The 19209-nt window shown below is 41.0% G+C and carries 15 protein-coding genes and 1 tRNA gene; 9 read left to right on the top strand and 7 right to left on the bottom strand.

All coding sequences use genetic code 11. The annotated features are described in order from the left end of the window. The first annotated feature begins 14 nt into the window (after nt 1-14). Together LZF87_RS02390 and LZF87_RS02385 are read left to right on the top strand one after the other, a co-directional pair. Nucleotides 15-980 (top strand): OmpA family protein, encoded by a 966-nt coding sequence (locus LZF87_RS02390; RefSeq protein ID WP_244341183.1) that lies wholly within the window; start codon nt 15-17, stop codon nt 978-980. A gap of 150 nt (nt 981-1130) precedes the next feature. After that, nucleotides 1131-2171 carry an aldo/keto reductase gene (locus tag LZF87_RS02385; protein ID WP_244341158.1) on the top strand — a complete coding sequence of 347 codons (1041 nt, stop codon included), beginning with the start codon at nt 1131-1133 and terminating at the stop codon, nt 2169-2171. A gap of 61 nt (nt 2172-2232) precedes the next feature. On the opposite strand, the gene LZF87_RS02380 is transcribed toward LZF87_RS02385, so the two are convergent. From LZF87_RS02380 to LZF87_RS02370, 3 genes are all read right to left on the bottom strand, one after another. Then, nucleotides 2233-3621 carry a PQQ-dependent sugar dehydrogenase gene (locus LZF87_RS02380; RefSeq protein ID WP_244341155.1) on the bottom strand — a complete coding sequence of 463 codons (1389 nt, stop codon included), beginning with the start codon at nt 3619-3621 and terminating at the stop codon, nt 2233-2235. A 78-nt stretch (nt 3622-3699) separates the two neighbouring features. Further along, nucleotides 3700-4875 (bottom strand): vWA domain-containing protein, encoded by a 1176-nt coding sequence (locus LZF87_RS02375; RefSeq protein WP_244341152.1) that lies wholly within the window; start codon nt 4873-4875, stop codon nt 3700-3702. Between the two features lie 16 nt (nt 4876-4891). Further along, a complete protein-coding gene (locus LZF87_RS02370; RefSeq protein ID WP_244341149.1) occupies nt 4892-6196 on the bottom strand; it encodes a hypothetical protein in 1305 nt (434 codons plus the stop codon). Nucleotides 6197-6346: 150 nt separating this feature from the next. Here LZF87_RS02370 and LZF87_RS02365 point away from each other — a divergent pair, with 150 nt between their 5' ends. Then, complete coding sequence (locus LZF87_RS02365) at nt 6347-8176, top strand: tetratricopeptide repeat-containing sensor histidine kinase (protein ID WP_244341145.1); 1830 nt, start codon at nt 6347-6349, stop codon at nt 8174-8176. Further along, nucleotides 8173-8922 (top strand): LytR/AlgR family response regulator transcription factor, encoded by a 750-nt coding sequence (locus LZF87_RS02360; protein ID WP_244341142.1) that lies wholly within the window; start codon nt 8173-8175, stop codon nt 8920-8922. Before LZF87_RS02365 ends, LZF87_RS02360 begins: the two co-directional genes overlap by 4 nt. Nucleotides 8923-8989: 67 nt before the next feature. On the opposite strand, the gene LZF87_RS02355 is transcribed toward LZF87_RS02360, so the two are convergent. After that, a complete protein-coding gene (locus LZF87_RS02355) occupies nt 8990-10954 on the bottom strand; it encodes a transglycosylase domain-containing protein (RefSeq protein WP_244341138.1) in 1965 nt (654 codons plus the stop codon). Between the two features lie 250 nt (nt 10955-11204). Here LZF87_RS02355 and LZF87_RS02350 point away from each other — a divergent pair, with 250 nt between their 5' ends. Genes LZF87_RS02350 through LZF87_RS02335 form a run of 4 tightly spaced genes read left to right on the top strand, consistent with a single transcriptional unit; the run spans nt 11205 to nt 15480 of the window. Next, nucleotides 11205-12344: an aminotransferase class I/II-fold pyridoxal phosphate-dependent enzyme gene (locus tag LZF87_RS02350; RefSeq protein WP_244341135.1), complete on the top strand. Its 1140-nt coding sequence runs from the start codon at nt 11205-11207 to the stop codon at nt 12342-12344. Nucleotides 12345-12350: 6 nt separating this feature from the next. Further along, entirely contained in the window at nt 12351-13001 is a 651-nt protein-coding gene (gene bioD / locus LZF87_RS02345) for a dethiobiotin synthase (RefSeq protein ID WP_244341132.1), read from the top strand. Nucleotides 13002-13028: 27 nt separating this feature from the next. Next, nucleotides 13029-14300, top strand: coding sequence for an adenosylmethionine--8-amino-7-oxononanoate transaminase (gene bioA, locus LZF87_RS02340; protein WP_244341129.1), 1272 nt, complete (start codon nt 13029-13031; stop codon nt 14298-14300). Nucleotides 14301-14319: 19 nt separating this feature from the next. Further along, nucleotides 14320-15480, top strand: coding sequence for a beta-ketoacyl synthase N-terminal-like domain-containing protein (locus tag LZF87_RS02335; protein WP_244343695.1), 1161 nt, complete (start codon nt 14320-14322; stop codon nt 15478-15480). Here the strand turns inward: LZF87_RS02335 and LZF87_RS02330 are convergent. The 3 genes from LZF87_RS02330 to LZF87_RS02320 all read right to left on the bottom strand — a co-directional run bounded on the left by LZF87_RS02330 (nt 15477) and on the right by LZF87_RS02320 (nt 18057). Continuing rightward, a complete protein-coding gene (locus LZF87_RS02330; protein WP_244341126.1) occupies nt 15477-15965 on the bottom strand; it encodes a regulatory protein RecX in 489 nt (162 codons plus the stop codon). The genes LZF87_RS02335 and LZF87_RS02330 overlap by 4 nt on opposite strands. 511 nt (nt 15966-16476) lie before the next feature. Then, the gene (gene bioB, locus LZF87_RS02325; RefSeq protein ID WP_244341123.1) at nt 16477-17577 is read right to left on the bottom strand and encodes a biotin synthase BioB; all 1101 of its coding nucleotides are present in this window, start codon (nt 17575-17577) and stop codon (nt 16477-16479) included. 400 nt (nt 17578-17977) lie between these two features. Beyond that, nucleotides 17978-18057 (bottom strand) — tRNA-Leu (locus tag LZF87_RS02320). A 201-nt stretch (nt 18058-18258) separates the two neighbouring features. Between LZF87_RS02320 and LZF87_RS02315 the strand changes: the two genes are divergently transcribed. Continuing rightward, nucleotides 18259-19200, top strand: a complete 942-nt coding sequence (locus LZF87_RS02315; RefSeq protein ID WP_244341109.1) for a ribose-phosphate pyrophosphokinase — start codon at nt 18259-18261, stop codon at nt 19198-19200. Nucleotides 19201-19209: the final 9 nt, after the last annotated feature.

Here is a 19209-nt window from a genome sequence, read left to right as displayed (position 1 = left end):
AATACCACGAAAATATGATAAAACATGTGTCTGCGGGAATTTTGGCGTTAGCCTTAACAACCTCTTGTGTTTCTAAAAAAATGTATACGGATTTAGAAACCAAATTCGCCGATTTAAAGAAAGAAAACCGTCAGTTGGCCGATGATAATGCTGCATTATCAACATCTAAAAGCCAATTGGAGAATGATAAAACCACATTGCAGGCGGAACTGGATAAACTGAAAGCCGAAAGAGACAAACTGGCTTCGGATTATGCAGCGGCAAGTAATAATTTGAAAACGTTGCAGTCTTCGTATAACGCTTTGGAAAAAAACAGCGACGAAGCTTTAAAATCCAATATGGATAAAAACCGTGATTTGTTGGCTCAATTGGAAGCGAAAGAAAAAGCTCTTGCTGCTGAAAGAACGCGTTTGGACAAATTAAACAGAGATCTGAAAGACCGTTCCGACCGTGTAAACGAATTGGAAAGCATGATTGCAGCCAAAGAAGCGGCTATGAACAAGCTGAAAGAAACTTTGTCAAAATCACTACGAGCGTTTGAAGGTAAAGGTTTGACTGTGCAACAAAAAGACGGAAAGGTTTATGTTTCCATGGAAAATAAATTGTTGTTCCAATCTGGTAGCTGGGTAGTAAATCCAGACGGAAAAAAAGCGGTGGACTTAGTGGGGAAAGTTTTGGGGGATAATCCTGATATTTCCGTATTAATTGAAGGACATACCGATAACGATAAGATAAATGGAGCTATTGGCGGAGGTGTGGAAAATAACTGGGATCTGTCTACCAAACGGGCCACAGCAATCGTGAATATCCTTACATCAAATGGTATGGTTAGAAAAGAAAATTTAACTGCGGCTGGTCGTGGAGAGTATTCGCCTTTAATGAGCAACGAAACAGTGGAAGGTAAAGCGAAAAACCGTCGTATTGAAATCATCCTGACACCAAAATTGGATGAAATCACCAAGATGTTAAACGAAATTTAATCACGATTTCAAATTAAATAACAAAGGTTCAGAGTTTATTCTGGGCCTTTTTTATTTCAGCAGATTTGTCAACTTTGTATCTTTGCGACTCAAAATAGGAAACGAGCTTGTGAGTTCCATGAGTCACTCAAAAAACAATAAAAACCTCAAATGAAATATACCACTTTACCTCATACCGATTTAAAAGTAAGCGAAATTTGTTTAGGCACGATGACCTTCGGAAACCAGAATACGGAAGCCGAAGCCCATTCTCAATTGGACTATGCCATAGAAAGGGGAATTAATTTTATCGATACGGCCGAAATGTATCCGATTGGAGGTAACGAGCATATTTTTGGAAGTACCGAACGTTTTATTGGAAGCTGGATTAACAAAATCGGAAATAGCAGAAGGGAAGAACTGATCGTGGCGACTAAGATCGCCGGACCTAACCGCGGATTGGGCTATATTCGTAAGCCGCTCGATTTCTCAAAGAAAAGCATACATGAAGCGGTAGACTTGAGTTTGAAAAACTTGCAGACGGATTACATCGATTTGTATCAGATGCATTGGCCTGAGCGTGTGATGAACATGTTCGGAAAGCGAGGGGTTTCGGAAATAGACAATCAATGGAATGATAATATCCTGGAAGTTCTGACTGTTTTTGATGGTTTGATTAAAGAGGGTAAAATCAAACATATCGGGGTTTCCAATGAAAATCCTTGGGGTGTAATGAAGTTTTTGAACGAAAGTGAAAAACATAATTTGCCGCGAATTGCCACTATTCAAAATCCTTATTCGTTATTGAACCGATTGTTTGAAGTGGGACTTTCTGAAATCTGTGTGCGAGAGAAAGTTAGTTTGTTGGCCTATTCACCGCTTGGGTTCGGTTTCATCACCGGAAAGCATTTAAATGGTATTGTGCCAAATTCCCGCCTGGATTTGTTTCCTCAATTTACCCGTTATACGAATGAAAACTGCCATAAGGCGACAAAATTGTATCAAGATCTGGCTCACGATAATGATCTGGCGCTAACGGAAATGGCAATTGCTTTTGTGCATCAGCAGCAATTTGTAACATCAACAATCATTGGGGCTACGACAATGAGTCAATTGGAAGAAGACATCAATGCCTTCGATGTGGTTCTGACCGATGCGGTTTTAGCTGAAATCAATAAAATTCAGGAATCAGTTCCGAATCCGGCGCCTTAATTAATTTTAGATAAAAGACCGAAAAGCTTCCGTTCTTCAAGTGATCGGGAGCTTTTTTGTTTTATTTTTTTGAAAATTTGTAGGTTGAAACGAGACCTGAATTAGTAAACACTTTCAACAAATAAAGGCCAATCGCCAGGTTTTCCGTTTCAATGGAATGCTGAGGCATTTTTTCAGCCCGATGGGAAATCAGCTTTTTTCCGTTGAAGTCCAAAATCTCTGCATGAGTCATATAAGTGGATTCATCATTGCTTCGTATAAAAATTTGCGATTTTGCAGGATTAGGATAAATCGTAAATGATTTTTTGTTGTTTTTTGTGACCGACATAACAGTTGTGTCAACCAACTTGTAAATAACCCCATTATTGATAGAGCCGACATACAGCTCTCCGTTTACATCTTCCCCAAAAGTCACAAAGCTGTTGCCGCTGAAGGTTTGTGAAAAGAAAACATTCCCTGATGCGTCTGCCATGCAGATTTGTGGTTTGCAATAATCCGAAAAGAAGTATTTACCCTGAAAACCGGGATAGCTGGTACCCCTATAAACATATCCTCCCGTGATAGAGCAGAATCCGGAAGAGTGATCCGTTACTATTAAAGGGGTTTTATAAGTAGCCTGCGGTGCACAACCAGACGTATTGTAAGCGGAATTTCCTTCATAACATCGCCATCCATAATTGAGCCCTGCTTCGCTACTTCCGGCACGATTGACTTCTTCATGTAGGTTCTGACCCACATCTGCTATCCATAAATCGCCGTTTTGTCTGTCGAAAGAGAATTTCCAAGGATTTCGAAGTCCGAGCGCCCATATTTCATCAGCTCCTGCAACACTTGCATAGGGATTGCCTGGTGGAATTCCATAAGGCGAACCTGAATCGACATCAATACGAAGCATTTTTCCAAGAAGTTCGTCAATGTTCTGAGCTCTGTTGCCTGGATCACCGCCGCTTCCGCCATCACCCATGCCAATGTATAAGTAACCGTCGGCGCCAAATTTCAGCGTACCGCCATTATGGTTGGAATAGGGCTGAGGTATGGTTAATAGAATGCTTCCTGTAGGATTGGCCACATTGGGATTTTCGGCACTTACCGAATATCTGGCAATAACGGTTGCTCCGTCGCTGGCTTTGGTGTAGTTCACATAAAAATAACCGTTTGAATCATAATTGGGATGGAATGCCAATCCAAGTAATCCCTGTTCGCCGCCGGCATTAGTCAAGGAAGAAAGGTTTAAAAATGGAGTTGCATTAGTAGTTCCGTTGGAATTAAGGATTTTGATAAGACCGTCCTGTTCCACTACAAAAAGTCGGCTGTCTCCGCAATGCGTTATTTCTACCGGCAATGAAAATCCAGTTGCAAAACTTTGCAAATCAATAACCGGAGGCACGGTTTGGGAATGCTGTGTACATTGGATAAATACCAAAGAAAATAAAAGGAATACTGCTTTCATTGCTTAATGGTTTGATTACTATAAATTTATAAAAAAATCCCGACATAAAGCCAGGATTTTTATTATGGAGATTAATGTTTATTTTTCTACTGTGTAACCTTTTGTTTTTGCAAAAGCGATGACCGAACTGTTAATTGCTCCGCCTAAATCATCCTGAGCGTTGGTTTTCTTCATTTCAGCATCGATGTATGTTTGGCGTTTTTTTGCCAATTCGCCAATTTCTTTCTGAATAACTTCGCGTTCTTTCGCTTTTTTATCGACGTAAACTTTGATTTCTGCTTTGGACTTGTTTTGCAGTTCTTTCGGCAATTCCTCTTTTTTGAGTTTATCAATGGCACTTTCATCGTCTTTTACTTTATCTACCAAATCCCAGCTGTCGTTTTTGTAAACTGCTTTTGATTTACTTACGGCGCGTTCTGCGTAATTTGCTGCCGAAACTCCTTGCGCATTGGAATCTTGCATTTCCTGATTTTTCTTTTTTTCGGCCCCTTTATACCCATAGCTTACATATGTTTCGTTGATTTTGGCATTGCACTCCGAAATTCGGACATCATAAGGGGTAACAATGTAAATCACGGCTTTGTTGGAATCGATGTTGAAGTATTTTCCTTTTCCGGCATCGGCTCCGTCTTTCCAGAAAGTCCGAATTCCTTCTTCCTGATTGCCGCAGAAAATTGTATTGATGTAAATATCTTTTTTCAGTGCATCACTGATGGCTTCTTTATAGTTGATGCCGCCTTGGTTGAACGGTTCGTTTCCGGCAATGTAAATCAATTTCATGTTCGATTGGTCCTTGCCCCAATTTAATTGTTTGGTGGCATCGGCTATCACGGCACCGCAATATTCCGAACCGCCGTTGGTGCGAAGGGAGAACAGTTTTTCGGAAATAAGGTCCAGATCGGTGGTCAGAGGTGCAACTTGTCGGATGTAATTGGATTGAGCGGATAAACCGTCGTTACCGTATTCATATAAACCGATTTCGATGTCCGGGGTTTTGCCGTGGTATTTCAGTGTTGTTAATGTGTTAACGATGTTCCACAGACGTGATTTTGCCTGTTCAATCAAACCGTCCATGCTGTTCGATGTGTCCAAAAGGATCGCCACCTGGATTTTGGTATTCTCTGTTTTGGCTGTTTTGGCATAAGTGATTGGCATGGAAGCATTGTCGTTTTTAACGTTACTGCAGGCGCTGATCCCATTCGTAAAAGATAAGGCGGCTGCAAAAAGGACGGAAGTAATAAGTGTAGTTCGCATGGTGTTTTAGTTTTAGTTATTGTTGTAAGGTTTTGATATCATTTTCAATAGTTAAAATCAACAGAGCTGTAGCAGTACAAAATACCGGACTGGTAATGCAGTGATGCCCGTTCCAGCTGCCGTCCTGATTTTGGATTTTTATCATCTTGCCGCTCACGTTGTCGTACCAGGTTTTCCAGTCGTCGTCTTTTTTCACGATCATCGATTCACCGGTTTGAAGGAAACTCAGGAATTCTTCACCACCATTGTTCCCGAACCCGTTCATTACTTTGTTGTCCATGGCCTGTACTTTGGCTGCCTTGTAAACTTTATCCGCTACTTCATAGCTGGCTGCTTTTTCCTTCGGAATACCTATTTTCTCCAGATTATCACGGTTTAAAACCGCTTTTTTATCGATTTTACCCGATGCTTTGGCTTCTTCAAACACAGTTTCGGCTTCTTTGGCTTCAGCGGCGCTCCCTCTGACCGAACTGCTCACGGCATAGAGCATAATTCCGGCCCCGTCTTCGGTTTTGGCCGTTTTGCTGTCAGCATTATAATTGCCTTTCTGGTAGTTTCTTGCCGCTGCGATTTTGTCTTTGTCTACCTTGATGTTTTTGTTTTTGGAAGCCTGCTCCAGTCCGGCGTTGGCAAATGACGATTGCAGCACGCCCGCCCAACCGGCTCCGCTTACTCTTCCGCTGGCATCATATGATTTTTCTACTTTGTCCACGCAAATCTGAATTGCGTTTTCGACTCTTTTAGTCAATTTTTTATCAGATAAAGTCGGAACTACCTGATTTAGGAATTGCAGTGTGAGTACCGCATCGATATTCTGACCCAATTTGGTTTGAATCTGTGTCCCGCGTACCTGCGTGATGTAGTCGCTGTTTTTGTTTTTTTCGACTTCCGATAAAAGAAAGTCAAGTGCACTTTTCAATTGATTTTTGTATTTTCCTTTTTCGATAGAGTAGCCCATGCGATATAGTGCCATGGAAACCATAGCCGTAGTTGCCGGATCCGAACTTACCGCGTGTGGGTTCATTTCGGCTTGATTGCCATGAGAACCAGCCCCCCAACCGCCATCGATGTTTTGGGCTTCGATTAACCATTTTTCACCTTTGTCGATGGCAGAAAGGTTGTTGGAGTCATTTTTGTATTTCGCATAATCGGTAACGGATTGTTCACCCATCACCGACATAAATACGCAAGGTTTTTCTTTGTCTACTGGTTTTTCATGAGTTGCGATAAATTTGTTTTCAGGTGTGATTCTGTCTTTCAAGATGATGCCTGTAAGTAATGCTGTGGCACTTAATACTATTGCTAAATTTTCCGTTTTCATGATTTTTTGGTTTAAGATTCTATCTCAAAATTATCCAGAGAATCAGCATCTTTTTTGCAGAATGGGTGAAACCGGGTTTTGACTTGGTGAAACAACTTGCGGGACCGTTTTTAAAATATTTACTTTACATTTACATAGAAACACTGTAGTATGTCACTGAAAAAGGCCCTTTTTGCTTTTATTTTTTTACTGCTGAACCTTGCGTTTGAGGCTTCGGCGCAGGACACTATTCAGCCTTCCGCAGTAAAAAGTAAAAAAGCAGCTTCACATAAAATCAGCAAAGCGGCCGATGATCTGAAGGAGTCTTTGGATGCTAACGATGAGGTGGAAATTGCCAAAAATTATGAAAAGCTGGCCGACGGATTCATCGAAAAAGGCGACAACGCCAAAGCGGAAGAATACCTGAAAAAGGCATTGACTACGTATACGAAACTGAAACGCAATCGCGATCAGACAAGAGTTACAAGAAGTTTGGCCAAAGTGCAGGAATCACAAAAAAAAATCAGTTCGGCAATTCAGAATTATGAAGCGGCAGGAGCAGCTTCTATGGAAAAAAGTGAAGAGCAGGTAAACAGAAACGACGCCAATCGCCTGCGAAGTACCAATAGTCCGGCGGCTCAGATGAATTATTCCAATGCGAACATTAAGTTGCTGGAAAAAGAAGATAAAAAAGCCGAAGTAGCCGATGCTTATGTGCAACGGGCGGAAGCCAATCTTCAGCAAAAGAACAAGGAAGTAGCAATTCAGAGTTATGAGAAGGCTATTTCTTATGTGAAAGACAAACCTGAAGAAGTGGTCAAGCTGAAAACGGAGATTGCTAAAGTATATGCTTCAGACAACCAGTTCGATAAGGCGTTGGGGATCAGTGAAAAATTATTGAACGAAGCTAAAAAAACGAACGATTTCGATACGCAAATCAAGCAGTTGCAAACGCAGGCGACCATCTATTTTAAGAAGAACGAACCAGAAAAAGCGATTCACTGTTTAAAACAAGCCTATCAGTTGGCATTGCAGCAAGGGAAAACCGCTGAGGTGAAAACAAGTGTCTTGCAGTTGCTGCAATATTACAAAGCCAATGGGAAGGACAAGGAAAGCATCACCTTATACGACGATTTCTTTCAGAATTTCGACAAACTCATCCGAAACGACAGCTCTTTAATAGATGAAAAGACCTTTCAGGTTACCGAGGAAAAAATCCGTCAGCTGGAAAAGGAAAAAGGGCTGAAAGACGAGCTCATCGCCAAGAAAAATACATTCAATTATGTGTTGATGGGATCACTATTGTTATTGCTTTTGCTGGTAGGATTAATTGTGAAGGCACTGTATTCCATCAAAACCAAGAACAAGGAAATTGCCTTGCAGTCGCTGCGCCGGGAGATGAATCCGCATTTTATTTTCAACAGCCTGAACAGTGTGAATCAGTTCATTTCGCAAAATAAAGAACTGGAAGCCAATAAATACCTGACATCCTATTCGCACCTGATGCGCAACATGATGGAGAATTCCAACAAGGACTTTATCGGTTTAGGCAGTGAAATAGAACAGATGAAAAAGTATCTGGATTTGGAACACTTGCGTTTTCAGGATAAATTCGACTATCAGATTGTAGTAGATGATGCCTTGGATACAGAAACGACTTTCGTGCCCAACATGCTCATTCAGCCGCATCTGGAAAACGCGATTTGGCACGGATTGCGTTACAGAGAAACCAAAGGGGTGTTACTGTTGAAATTCGAACTGAACCGCGGGAAAGTTTCCGTGATGGTAGACGATAACGGCATCGGACTGACCGAAAGTGCCGCACTGAAAACCCGTAACCAGAAAGTACACCAGTCGCGCGGCGTGACCAACACCAAGGAACGCATCAGTTTATTGAATGAATTGTACAAAACACAAATCGATTTTTCCGTTACTGAAAAGAACTGCGGGACTACAGGAACCTTAGTGACTATAACTTTTCCATTGCTAGACAAAATATGATGAACATACAGAAAATAAAAGCCGTAATTGTTGAAGATGAAACTGCCGCGCGGGAAGTGCTCAAAAATTATTTGGGTAAATATTGCCCGCAGGTGGAAGTCATCGGCGAAGCACAAAACATAAGAGAAGCAGTTCCATTATTGCATGAAGTGACCCCACAATTGGTTTTTCTGGATGTGGAAATGCCTTTCGGAAATGCTTTTGACGTGTTGGAAGCCTGTAAGGATTTGCATTTCGAGACGATTTTCGTGACCGCTTTTTCCGAGTATTCGCTGAAAGCCCTCAACCAAAGTGCAGCTTATTATCTGCTAAAACCCATCAGCATTGAAGAACTGATCGTGGCGGTCAATAAAGTACAGCAGCATATTCTGAACCATGAGCTTTTCAATCGGAATAAAATCATCGTTGAAAATTTCAGGGAAACCCAACCGGAAAAGAAACAGGTCATTCTTCCTACCCTGGAGGGTTTCGAAGTGGTAAAGATGGAAGATATCGTCCGATTGCGCGGTAATGGTAATTTCACCGATTTACACCTGGCCGATGGCAGCAAAAAAATGGTCTGTCGATTCCTGAAACATTTTTCGGAGATCTTGCCGTTTCCTTTTTTACGTGTGCACAAATCGCACATCATCAACATCAATTTTGTGAAATCATACAACAAAGGCGGCTACATCATGCTGAATGACGGTGCGGAAATCGAAATTTCGCCTACTTATAAAGATGAGTTTCTGAGGAATTTTAAGTAGGAATGGTGATATTATGGCACGCGGATTAAACGGATTATAATAAAGGATCTTTAAACTTACACCTTTCCTAAAAATCAAACTCATCCGCCAAATTCGTTTCGGTCGGAATAGTGTCCTGAACCACTTTTATCTTTAAAAACGAGCGGGCACGACCGGAAATATAAATTGGAGCCGATTGTCCAATGGTGTCTTCCGAGGTAATCAACGCGCGGCGCAGCATCAGGTTTTTAATGTAGTTCTGATTTTTTTGCGCGTATGATTTCTGGTTTCCTTCGTCGTCAAACTGCCACATGAATTTCTTTGGTTTCGGTACTATGGAAGCCAGGTATAAACACTCGTTCAGTGTTAAGTCATTCGGACTTTTCTGGAAATAAAAATGTGCTGCTTCGCCGATTCCATATACATTCGGACCCCATTCAATCACGTTGAAATAGACTTCCAGCATTCTGGATTTGGTAGCAATACGGTTGTTTTCCAAAACATACACCAACAGGATTTCTTCCAGTTTTCGTGAGAGTGTTTTTTCGCGGGTCAGAAATACGTTTTTCACCAGCTGCATGCTAATGGTGCTGGCGCCTCGGGCAAATTTCTTGGTTCGGATGTTTTTGACAATCGACTGTTTAAAGGCTTCGTTGATAAATCCGTGGTGACGACGAAATGAAGGATCCTCGTTGGTTAAAACGGCTTTTTCCAGGTAAGGCGAAATCTGATCCAGCGGGGTATAATTCGGATTGCCGGCTCCCACCAAAATAGGGCGCTGCTCAACACCGTTTTCAATCGCTCGATAGGTGAATTCTCCGTTGAGTTTCGCTAGATTGGCTTCGCCATATTTCAAAATGCGAAGGTTTTCTTTATTGAGTTTGACGTCGAAAATCAGCTTGTCCGGTTTGTTCGTGTTGTATTCGAAATTCAGTTTATAATCAAAACCTCCTTCGACTTCCATCCCTTCAAAATGCCTAAACAAACCTTGCGGAAGTGACACAATGAAATCCTGGGCTTTCATTTTTGGGATGTGTAGCTTCAGTTTGTAAATCGTGTCTTCTTCGGTGTTATACTCTGCAAACGGATGGACTTTGATTTTGTTCAGTTGTGCCGATGAGGTGCTATCAATCGAAATGAAATCGCGTCCCAATAGGAAACGGTAATCAAAACGGGCATTTTTAATCACCACGTCTTTTTTGGCTATTTTCGGATGATTGATGGTGAAATTTTCAATCGAAGTAAAGCCATCGATGTGCAATTCGCCGCTTTCCATTTCTAGTTTGTCCAGCTTTATGTGGATATTGTCAAAACTCGATTTGAGTCCGAAACGCTCGTCAATATATGGCAACTGAATTTTGGAAGTATCGCTGTTGAAGAATTTCAGGTCGGCTTTTTTCTCGCGGGGATTGGCAAAACCTTTGATGTTCCAGTTTTGCGAAAACGTATTGGTTTTTACAAGGATGGCCGTTTGCAGCTGATGATCTTCCAGGCGCAAATCGTTCATGTGTAAAGTAACTTTGCGTCCCATATCATCCATGCGGAGTGACAGGTTTTTTAGTTTCATTTCGGTCGGAACCAGGTTCAGTGCTTTCGATAATAGTCGGTAGGCCACTTTGGCGTAATTGCGTTTTTTATTTGATTTTTCCTCTGTTTGTCCGTTGAGAAAAGCATCAAAATTACGGCCGTTTTTATTTTTAACGAATTGAATAAAACCGTTGTTCATTTCGAGGCTCTTCAGTTGAATATCCCCCGTAAGCAACTCCAAAATATTATAACTGGTTTTTATATTCTGGACAGATAAAAGCGTGTCTGCTTTTTTTGGGACTAAGACAATATCATGAAGTTCTACACCGGTAGCTCCAATGAAAGCCGCCTTTTTAACTGAAAAATGGCAGTTGTATTCGGTATCGAATTTGGATTTTACTTTGGCGATTGCTTTTTGCAATAACATATCGCGGAAGAAATACATTCCGGCCAGCGCCAGCAGTAACAGTACTGCCAGGATTTTTAGGAAAAGAAAAAACTTTTGCTTTCTGGATCGTAGTGCCATTGAAAAATGATGTTATTGTTAAAGCGAAACTACTAAATTTTCCACGTTTTACCTCTGCTGAGGTTTGTTTTGTTGGAGTTTCTTACTTTTTCTGAAAATTTTAATTTCAAAATCAGGCTCTCAGATAGCATTCAGATGATAAGGGTAGTCAAGGCGTTTTGGGAATTTATGTGTCATTTTTCACATCAATCCCTTTGAAATTAAACTATAAAGGTACGAGTATTTGTTGTGCTTTTTTTATTTTTGAACCATGAAACATTTCCCAAAATTATTAAGCAGCAAGTTAAACCAGCGGATTCAGAGTCATTCCCTCCGTAAGTTATCGGAAGCAAATACGCTGATTGATTTTTCGTCCAATGATTATTTAGGTTTTTCCAAAAGTGAACTCATTTTTGATGCCACTCACAAGTTTTTATCGGAAAGAAATTTGAAAAGCAATGGGGCTACCGGTTCGCGTTTGCTTTCGGGGAATCATATTTTGTATTCGGAAGCGGAGGAGTTTATTGCAAAATTCCACGAGTCGGAAAGTGCGCTGATTTTTAATTCGGGTTATGATGCCAATGTTGGGTTTTTCAGTTCCGTGCCGCAACGAAGTGATGTGATTTTGTATGATGAACTGAGCCATGCATCCATTCGAGACGGGATTCAGTTGTCGAATGCGAAATCCTATAAGTTCGAGCACAATGATTTTGAAGCGTTGGAAAAACTGATTCTTCGGTTTAAAAATGACAATTCCGAAATCTACATCGTAACCGAAAGCGTTTTTTCTATGGATGGTGATTGTCCGAACATAGAAGAATTAATCACTTTATGTGAAAAATACCAATGTCTTTTGGTGCTTGACGAAGCCCATGCTCTCGGTGTTTTTGGTGAAAAAGGCGAAGGATTGGTGCAGAGCATAAACTTACAGGATAAGGTTTTTGCCCGAATCATGACTTTCGGTAAAGGCTTGGGTTGTCATGGCGCGGCTGTTCTGGGAAGTCAGGACCTGAAAAACTATCTGATTAATTTCGCCCGAAGTTTTATTTATACTACTGGCTTGTCCCCGCATTCCGTAGCGACGATTTTGATGGCCTACCGGCAATTGAAAGCGGAGAATATCAATCAACTTCGAGAAAATATTGTTCATTTCAATCAGGAGAAAAACCTGTTCGGGTTGAAGCCGTTGTTTGTGCGAAGTAAGTCGGCCATCCAGTCGGCGATAATCCCGGGAAATGAAAAAGTCAAAATCATGGCAGAAAAACTTCTGGAGAATGGATATGATGTAAAAGCGATTCTGCATCCTACAGTGCCGCAAGGGCAGGAGCGGTTGCGTTTTTGTCTGCACAGCTATAATTCGAAAGAAGAAATCACTGAAGTGTTACAATTGTTAAGTAAGTTTGTTTTTTAATACCATATGAAATTATTCATTACAGGAATCGGAACGGATGTTGGGAAAACCATAGCTTCTGCCATCATCACCGAAGCGTTGGAAGCGGATTACTGGAAACCGGTTCAGGCTGGTGACTTAGCACATTCCGACAGTCATAAAGTCGAGAAATACATCTCAAACAAAAAAACAAAATTCCACCCGAACGCATATGCACTCAATACACCGGCCAGTCCTCATTTGGCAGCCGAATTGGAAGGAATCACCATCGATATAAAAAATATAAAAGAACCGAATCCCGAGAGCTATCGGAACAACAGCCATCTTGTGATTGAAGGAGCAGGAGGTGTTTTTGTGCCGTTGAATGATGCGGATTGTGTTATCGATCTGATTCAACCCGATCATAAAGTGGTAGTCGTTTCCCGTCATTATTTGGGGAGCATTAATCATACGTTGTTGACGGTGGAAGCTTTGAAAAGCCGTAAGCTGGATATAGTCGGAATCGTTTTTAATGGCGATGATCCCGATAGCTATCGGGATAAAGCTTCGGAAGATATTATCCTGAAGAAAACCGGACTGAAAATGATCGGACGTATCGAAAACGAACCGTATTTTGATCAGAATGTTATCCAGTATTACGCAGATAAATTCAGAGAGAGCTTACTCGAATTGTCGTAATTCGTAATTAATAATTCGTAATAGAAAATGAATCTATCCGAAAGAGATATACAGTACAACTGGCACCCGTATACCCAGCATAAGACGGCACAGGCGCATATTGCCATCGCTAGAGGCGAAGGTGCTTTATTGTGGGATGAAAACGGTAAAGAATACATTGATGCCATTGCGTCCTGGTGGGTGAACCCTTACGGGCATTCCAATAAGTTTATCGCCGACGCGATTTACAAGCAATTGACCACTTTGGAGCACGTTTTGTTTGGCGGTTTTACACATGAACCGGCGGTTCAGGTAGCCGAGAAACTGATGCAGATTTTACCTGATAATCAGAAGAAATTGTTCTATTCTGATAATGGGTCGACCGCAGTTGAAATTGCGATTAAAGTGGCCTTACAGTTTTTTTACAACAAAGATGAAAAACGTACAAAAATTATCGCTTTCGAAAATGCATTTCACGGGGATACCTTTGCCGCTATGGCGGCCAGTGGGATTTCCTTTTTTACGGAAGCTTTCAGAGGTTCGCTAATTGAAGTGGTTCGGATTCCCGTTCCGACGCAAGGAAATGAACAGGCTAGCTGTGATGTTTTAGAGGCGTTGGCGAAGACAGGTGAATTTGCCGGATTTATCTTTGAACCTTTAGTGCAGGGAGCTGCAGGAATGGTAATGTATGATGCCGCTGAACTGGATAAACTCATCACAATTTGCAAAAAACACAAGGTGTTCACCATTGCCGATGAGGTAATGACCGGATTCGGGAAAACAGGAAAAAATTTCGCCTGCGATTACCTGACAGAACAACCTGATATGATGAGTTTGTCGAAAGCCTTGACCGGCGGAACGATCCCGATGGCAATCACGACATTCACTCAGGAATTGTTTGACGGTTTTTATGACGACGATGTAAACAAAGCGTTGTTTCACGGACATACCTTTACGGCCAATCCGACCGGATGCGCAGCGGCTCTGGCGAGCATGCAGTTGCTGGAAACCGTGGAAATGCAGGAAAACATTCAGCGTGTAAACCGTAAGCATTTGGAGTTTCAACAAAAGATTCAAAATCATGCGAGGGTTGAAACTACAAGAGTTCTGGGTGTGATTTTTGCTTTGGAAATCAAAACAGGCGAAGCGGAAAGCTATTACGGAAATTTCAGAAATAAACTTTATAATTTCTTTATTGATAAAGGGGTAATCCTCCGTCCTGTGGGAAATATCGTTTATGTGTTGCCACCTTACATTATTTCGGATGCGCAATTGGAAAAAATTTACCAAACCGTTGAAGAAACATTGGAGGAATGTTAACTTTGCAAAAAAATAATTGATTTTGAAACCGATTGCCATCACTGCCTTAGCATCTTTCTCTCCTCTTGGAAATCAACCTGAACGAATTTGGGAAGAATATCTTAAAAATACCTCCTCGATTACAGAAAAGGAAATAGGCGGCCAAAAAGTTCCGGTAGCGGCATTATCTGAATCGTTACAGCAATTGGTTTCCGATTTAAAAGGATCTGATTACAAATACAAACCCCTGGACAGTTCTGTTTTATATGCGATGTTAGCTTCAAGACAAGCTGTAGAACAGGCGGGCTGGTCGGAAGCGGATACTTTCGGAATTAATATCGGTTCCTCACGCGGGGCTACCGAGCTATTTGAGAGTTATTTTGAAGAATTTCTGACTACAGGCAAGACGTCAACACTATCTTCTCCTACAACCACCTTGGGGAATATCTCGTCTTGGGTAGCCCACGATTTAAAGGCAAGCGGCCCGGAAATTTCGCATTCTATTACGTGCTCGACTGCGCTTCATGCGTTGTTAAATGGTGTGGCATGGCTGCGTTCCGGTATGGCGGATAAGTTTTTGGTGGGTGGTAGTGAAGCGTCACTGACACCTTTTACCATCGCACAAATGCAGGCGCTGAAGATTTATTCAAAAGAGAATTCCGAATTTCCATGTAGGGCCTTCGATTTCGAAAAAGATAAAAACACTATGGTTCTAGGAGAAGGGGCTGCCGTTGTTTGTCTTGAAGCCGGTATCAACGACAATGCATTAGCGTATGTGGCGGGTGTTGGGTATGCAACGGATATACTGGAGCACGGGATTTCCATTTCCACGGAAGCGGAATGTTTTAAAAAATCAATGCGAATGGCTATAGGATCTGTTCCTTTAGAGGAAATTGATGCGATAGTGATGCATGCCCCTGGGACAATCAAAGGCGATTTATCAGAGTACAAAGCCATTCAGAGTATATTTGGGGACAATCTTCCGATGTTAACCACCAATAAATGGAAAATAGGCCACACTTTCGGTTCTTCCGGGATTTTAAGTATGGAAATGGCACTGATGATGATTCAGCATCAAAAGTTTATCGATGTTCCTTTTGTGCCTGTGCAACCAAAACGAAAAGCCATTCGTAAAGTACTTGTAAATGCCGTTGGATTTGGAGGAAACGCCGTAAGTGTTTTGATTTCGAAGTCGGCTTAATCTTCCTCTTCTGTCAAATCGTTTATTTTTTCTAAAATAAGGTTGCTTTCGAAACCTTTACGCAGTAAGTAATCGCAAAATTTCTTTTTCTTTTTTTGAGGGTTTCCTTCTTTGGTGGATTCCCAGTGCCTTTCAGCTAAGTCATGAAAGTTTCTTAAGTATTCTTCCGTTGGAATTTCTTTCAACGCCCTTTCTATGTTGTATTTAGATATCTGACGAAATTTAAGTTCGTTCACGATACGCACTTTTCCCCATTTCTTAATGTTGTGTTTTCCGCGGGCAAAACTCATTGCAAAACGTTCCTCGTTTAAAAAATTATGTTCAATAAGATGTACAGTTATGGCATCAACCACCTGCGGAATCATGTTGAGCGATCTTAGCTTTTCCGTAACCTCATAATGGCAACGATCCTGATAGCTGCAATAGTGTTCTAATTTTCGTTTGGCTTCTTCCACCGTGTGGGTCTTTAGTGTGTTAGAATTCATAAGTTATTTGCAGATTGACATTGATTTAATCACAAAGGCTTTGATTTGTGTTATATTTTATTAATTTTGCTGTCCGCTTTGAACAGACTCTTTTGAAAGAGAGGATTAAATATAGCGAATAATATGAAAGTCCGTCATATTGTGTGAAATTAAAATAAGGGTTAATGCTTTTTTGGAAGATGGTTTTAGATAATGGATAAACCGAAACTATCAAGGCTCCTTATTGATTGTTACGTATTAGTCACTTCTGTTATTAATAAATTTAGTTAAGTTGAAAGATCCCGATGGTTCGCTGTCGGGATTTTTATTTGAAGATGTTCAGGTTGCGCAATGGGTGCGTGAGTCTTTTTTAGAGATGATTTTAGAATGTTCAATTTAAGTTAACTGTAACTTCATGTTGGACAAGTAATAGCGTTTTGCAATAAAAAAAATACTCCCAGCCTTGGGCTGAGAGTAAATTTGAGAAAAAACCTTTGTATTAGGGTAAAATATGTTTTGAATAAATCAGAGTTTATTTCTGTATTTCTTTTCCTTTTGCCTGCGCTTCAAGGTTTCTTTCGATTTTGTGTTCAGGACGCGACCATTTTGGTTTTTCGCCTAATGCCTGGAATTTGGAATCTTCAGCTTCTACAGTTTCCGGTTGCATTAATTTGATGAATGGTTTTTGCGGCTGTAGACCCAATAATTCGAACATTTTCATGTCTTCGTTTACATCCGGGTTCGGAGTCGTTAGCAATTTATCACCGGCAAAAATTGAGTTCGCACCGGCAAAAAAGCACATCGCCTGTCCTTCTCTCGACATTTGTGTTCTTCCGGCAGAAAGACGAACCTGAGTTTCCGGCATTACAATACGTGTAGTAGCAACCATACGAATCATTTCCCAGATTTCAACTGGTTTTTCGTCTTCCATCGGTGTTCCTTCTACCGCTACCAAAGCGTTAATCGGCACAGATTCCGGTTGCGGGTTCAATGTAGATAAAGCTACCAGCATTCCTGCGCGGTCTTCAATGCTTTCTCCCATACCGATGATTCCGCCACTACAAACCGTTACATTCGTTTTACGAACGTTTTCGATCGTTTGCAAACGGTCTTCGAATCCGCGAGTGGAAATAACTTCCTTATAATATTCTTCTGAAGTGTCTAAATTGTGGTTGTAAGCATACAAACCGGCTTCGGCTAAACGTTGCGCCTGGTTTTCGGTTAACATACCTAAAGTACAACATACTTCCATGTCCAGTTTGTTGATGGTACGTACCATTTCCAATACTTGGTCAAATTCCGGTCCGTCTTTCACGTTTCTCCAAGCCGCACCCATACATACACGGGATGAACCGCTGGATTTAGCCCTTAAAGCTTGTGCTTTCACCTGTGGAACCGACATTAAGTCGTTGCCTTCAACATCTGTATGATAACGGGCTGCCTGTGGGCAATATCCGCAATCTTCCGGGCAACCGCCAGTTTTGATTGATAATAAAGTGGAAACCTGAACCACATTTGGGTCGTGATTTACTCTGTGGATTGACGCTGCTTCGAAAAGCAAATCCATTAGAGGTTTGTTGTATATCGCAATGATTTCTTCCTTCGTCCAGTTGTGTCTAGTTGTTGTACTCATACTACATTTTTTGATGGCTCAAAAATAGGTAATTCAAAACGAAGTAAAAAATTTTGTTTTAAAGTGATTTAAAGCCTTTTTGCCTGCTTGTTGGATATTGTAAATTAAAAAAATGATTGTGCTTTTTGTGAAAACAACTTGAAACTTCAATCTTTATTATCAATGCGTTAAGAATATAACTGTATGGATTAGTGGGATTGACTTAAGCATTGAAAAAATAACCGGATAATATTGACTAAAAAACGGAATGAATTAACAAAAGAACTGTATTCTTTGTTTTGTTAGTTTAATAATATTGATGGGGATGAGGTGGAGGAGTGATTGGTCTCTTCTTAATGCTGTTGAGTTTAAATCGATGAGGTATGGAAATAAAAAAACCTCTCATTGCTGAGAGGTTTAGTACCCGGAGTGGGAATCGAACCCACACACCTAAGTACACGAGTTTGAGTCGTGCGCGTCTACCAATTCCGCCATCCGGGCTTCGGATTGAGATACTTTTAAAAGTGTCTCGGACATTGATTGTTTCAATCTGGGTGCAAATGTAAATAAAAAATATTCAAACAATCAAATTTAACTTGAAAAAATATCTGAAAAAATTGCTTTCAGAGTTGAATTTAATTTCTAAATTTGCACCGCGTTACAGCAACACAACACTAAGTAACTACATAACAACGAATTAAGATGTCGCACATTGAACCGGAAGCAAAAATTTTTGCATGTTCACAAAGTACCTACCTTGCTGAAAAAATTGCAAAGCACTATGGTGCGGAGCTTGGTAAGGTAACGTTCTCAACATATAGCGATGGTGAGTTTCAGCCGTCATTTGAAGAGTCAATCCGCGGATTGCGCGTGTTCTTGGTCTGTTCAACATTTCCAAGCGCTGACAATCTGATGGAACTTTTGTTGATGATTGACGCTGCGAAAAGAGCATCGGCAAGACATATTACTGCAGTAATTCCGTATTTCGGATGGGCACGTCAGGACAGAAAAGATAAGCCAAGAGTTCCGATAGGGGCAAAATTGGTAGCTAAATTATTGGAAAGTGCAGGAGCAACCCGAATCATGACCATGGATTTACATGCGGATCAGATTCAGGGATTCTTCGAAAAACCGGTAGATCACCTGTTTGCATCGACCATTTTCTTGCCATATGTAGAGAGCTTGAATTTAGAGAACCTTACTATTGCATCCCCGGATATGGGTGGTTCAAAAAGAGCCTATGCCTATTCTAAATTCTTGGAGTCTGATGTGGTAATCTGTTACAAACAAAGAAAAGCGGCTAATGTAATCGATACAATGGAGCTGATCGGAGATGTTCGTGGCAGAAATGTAATTTTGGTAGATGATATGATCGATACCGGAGGTACTTTGGCAAAAGCAGCCGATATGATGATGGAAAGAGGTGCGTTAAGCGTGAGAGCGATTTGTACGCATGCGATTTTATCAGGTGAGGCGTATGAGAGGATTGAAAACTCAAAAATTCAGGAATTGATCGTAACCGATTCAATTCCGTTGAAACGAGAAAGTGCTAAGATAAAAGCAGTAAGCTGTGCTCCATTGTTTGCAGAAGTAATGCACATGGTACAGAACAACAACTCTATCAGCAGCAAATTTTTAATGTAGTATTTTATT

It is taken from the genome of Flavobacterium enshiense (assembly GCF_022836875.1).
Classification (GTDB): domain Bacteria; phylum Bacteroidota; class Bacteroidia; order Flavobacteriales; family Flavobacteriaceae; genus Flavobacterium; species Flavobacterium enshiense_A.
This window is presented reverse-complemented; position numbering and strand designations above follow the sequence as displayed.

What these genes read in the sequence shown, in the direction of transcription:
- LZF87_RS02390 (WP_244341183.1), top strand. Translation starts at nt 15, where the DNA reads ATGATAAAACATGTGTCTGCGGGAATTTTGGCGTTAGCCTTAACAACC.
- LZF87_RS02385 (WP_244341158.1), top strand. Translation starts at nt 1,131, where the DNA reads ATGAAATATACCACTTTACCTCATACCGATTTAAAAGTAAGCGAAATT.
- LZF87_RS02380 (WP_244341155.1), bottom strand. Translation starts at nt 3,621, where the DNA reads ATGAAAGCAGTATTCCTTTTATTTTCTTTGGTATTTATCCAATGTACA.
- LZF87_RS02375 (WP_244341152.1), bottom strand. Translation starts at nt 4,875, where the DNA reads ATGCGAACTACACTTATTACTTCCGTCCTTTTTGCAGCCGCCTTATCT.
- LZF87_RS02370 (WP_244341149.1), bottom strand. Translation starts at nt 6,196, where the DNA reads ATGAAAACGGAAAATTTAGCAATAGTATTAAGTGCCACAGCATTACTT.
- LZF87_RS02365 (WP_244341145.1), top strand. Translation starts at nt 6,347, where the DNA reads ATGTCACTGAAAAAGGCCCTTTTTGCTTTTATTTTTTTACTGCTGAAC.
- LZF87_RS02360 (WP_244341142.1), top strand. Translation starts at nt 8,173, where the DNA reads ATGATGAACATACAGAAAATAAAAGCCGTAATTGTTGAAGATGAAACT.
- LZF87_RS02355 (WP_244341138.1), bottom strand. Translation starts at nt 10,954, where the DNA reads ATGGCACTACGATCCAGAAAGCAAAAGTTTTTTCTTTTCCTAAAAATC.
- LZF87_RS02350 (WP_244341135.1), top strand. Translation starts at nt 11,205, where the DNA reads ATGAAACATTTCCCAAAATTATTAAGCAGCAAGTTAAACCAGCGGATT.
- bioD (WP_244341132.1), top strand. Translation starts at nt 12,351, where the DNA reads ATGAAATTATTCATTACAGGAATCGGAACGGATGTTGGGAAAACCATA.
- bioA (WP_244341129.1), top strand. Translation starts at nt 13,029, where the DNA reads ATGAATCTATCCGAAAGAGATATACAGTACAACTGGCACCCGTATACC.
- LZF87_RS02330 (WP_244341126.1), bottom strand. Translation starts at nt 15,965, where the DNA reads ATGAATTCTAACACACTAAAGACCCACACGGTGGAAGAAGCCAAACGA.
- bioB (WP_244341123.1), bottom strand. Translation starts at nt 17,577, where the DNA reads ATGAGTACAACAACTAGACACAACTGGACGAAGGAAGAAATCATTGCG.
- LZF87_RS02315 (WP_244341109.1), top strand. Translation starts at nt 18,259, where the DNA reads ATGTCGCACATTGAACCGGAAGCAAAAATTTTTGCATGTTCACAAAGT.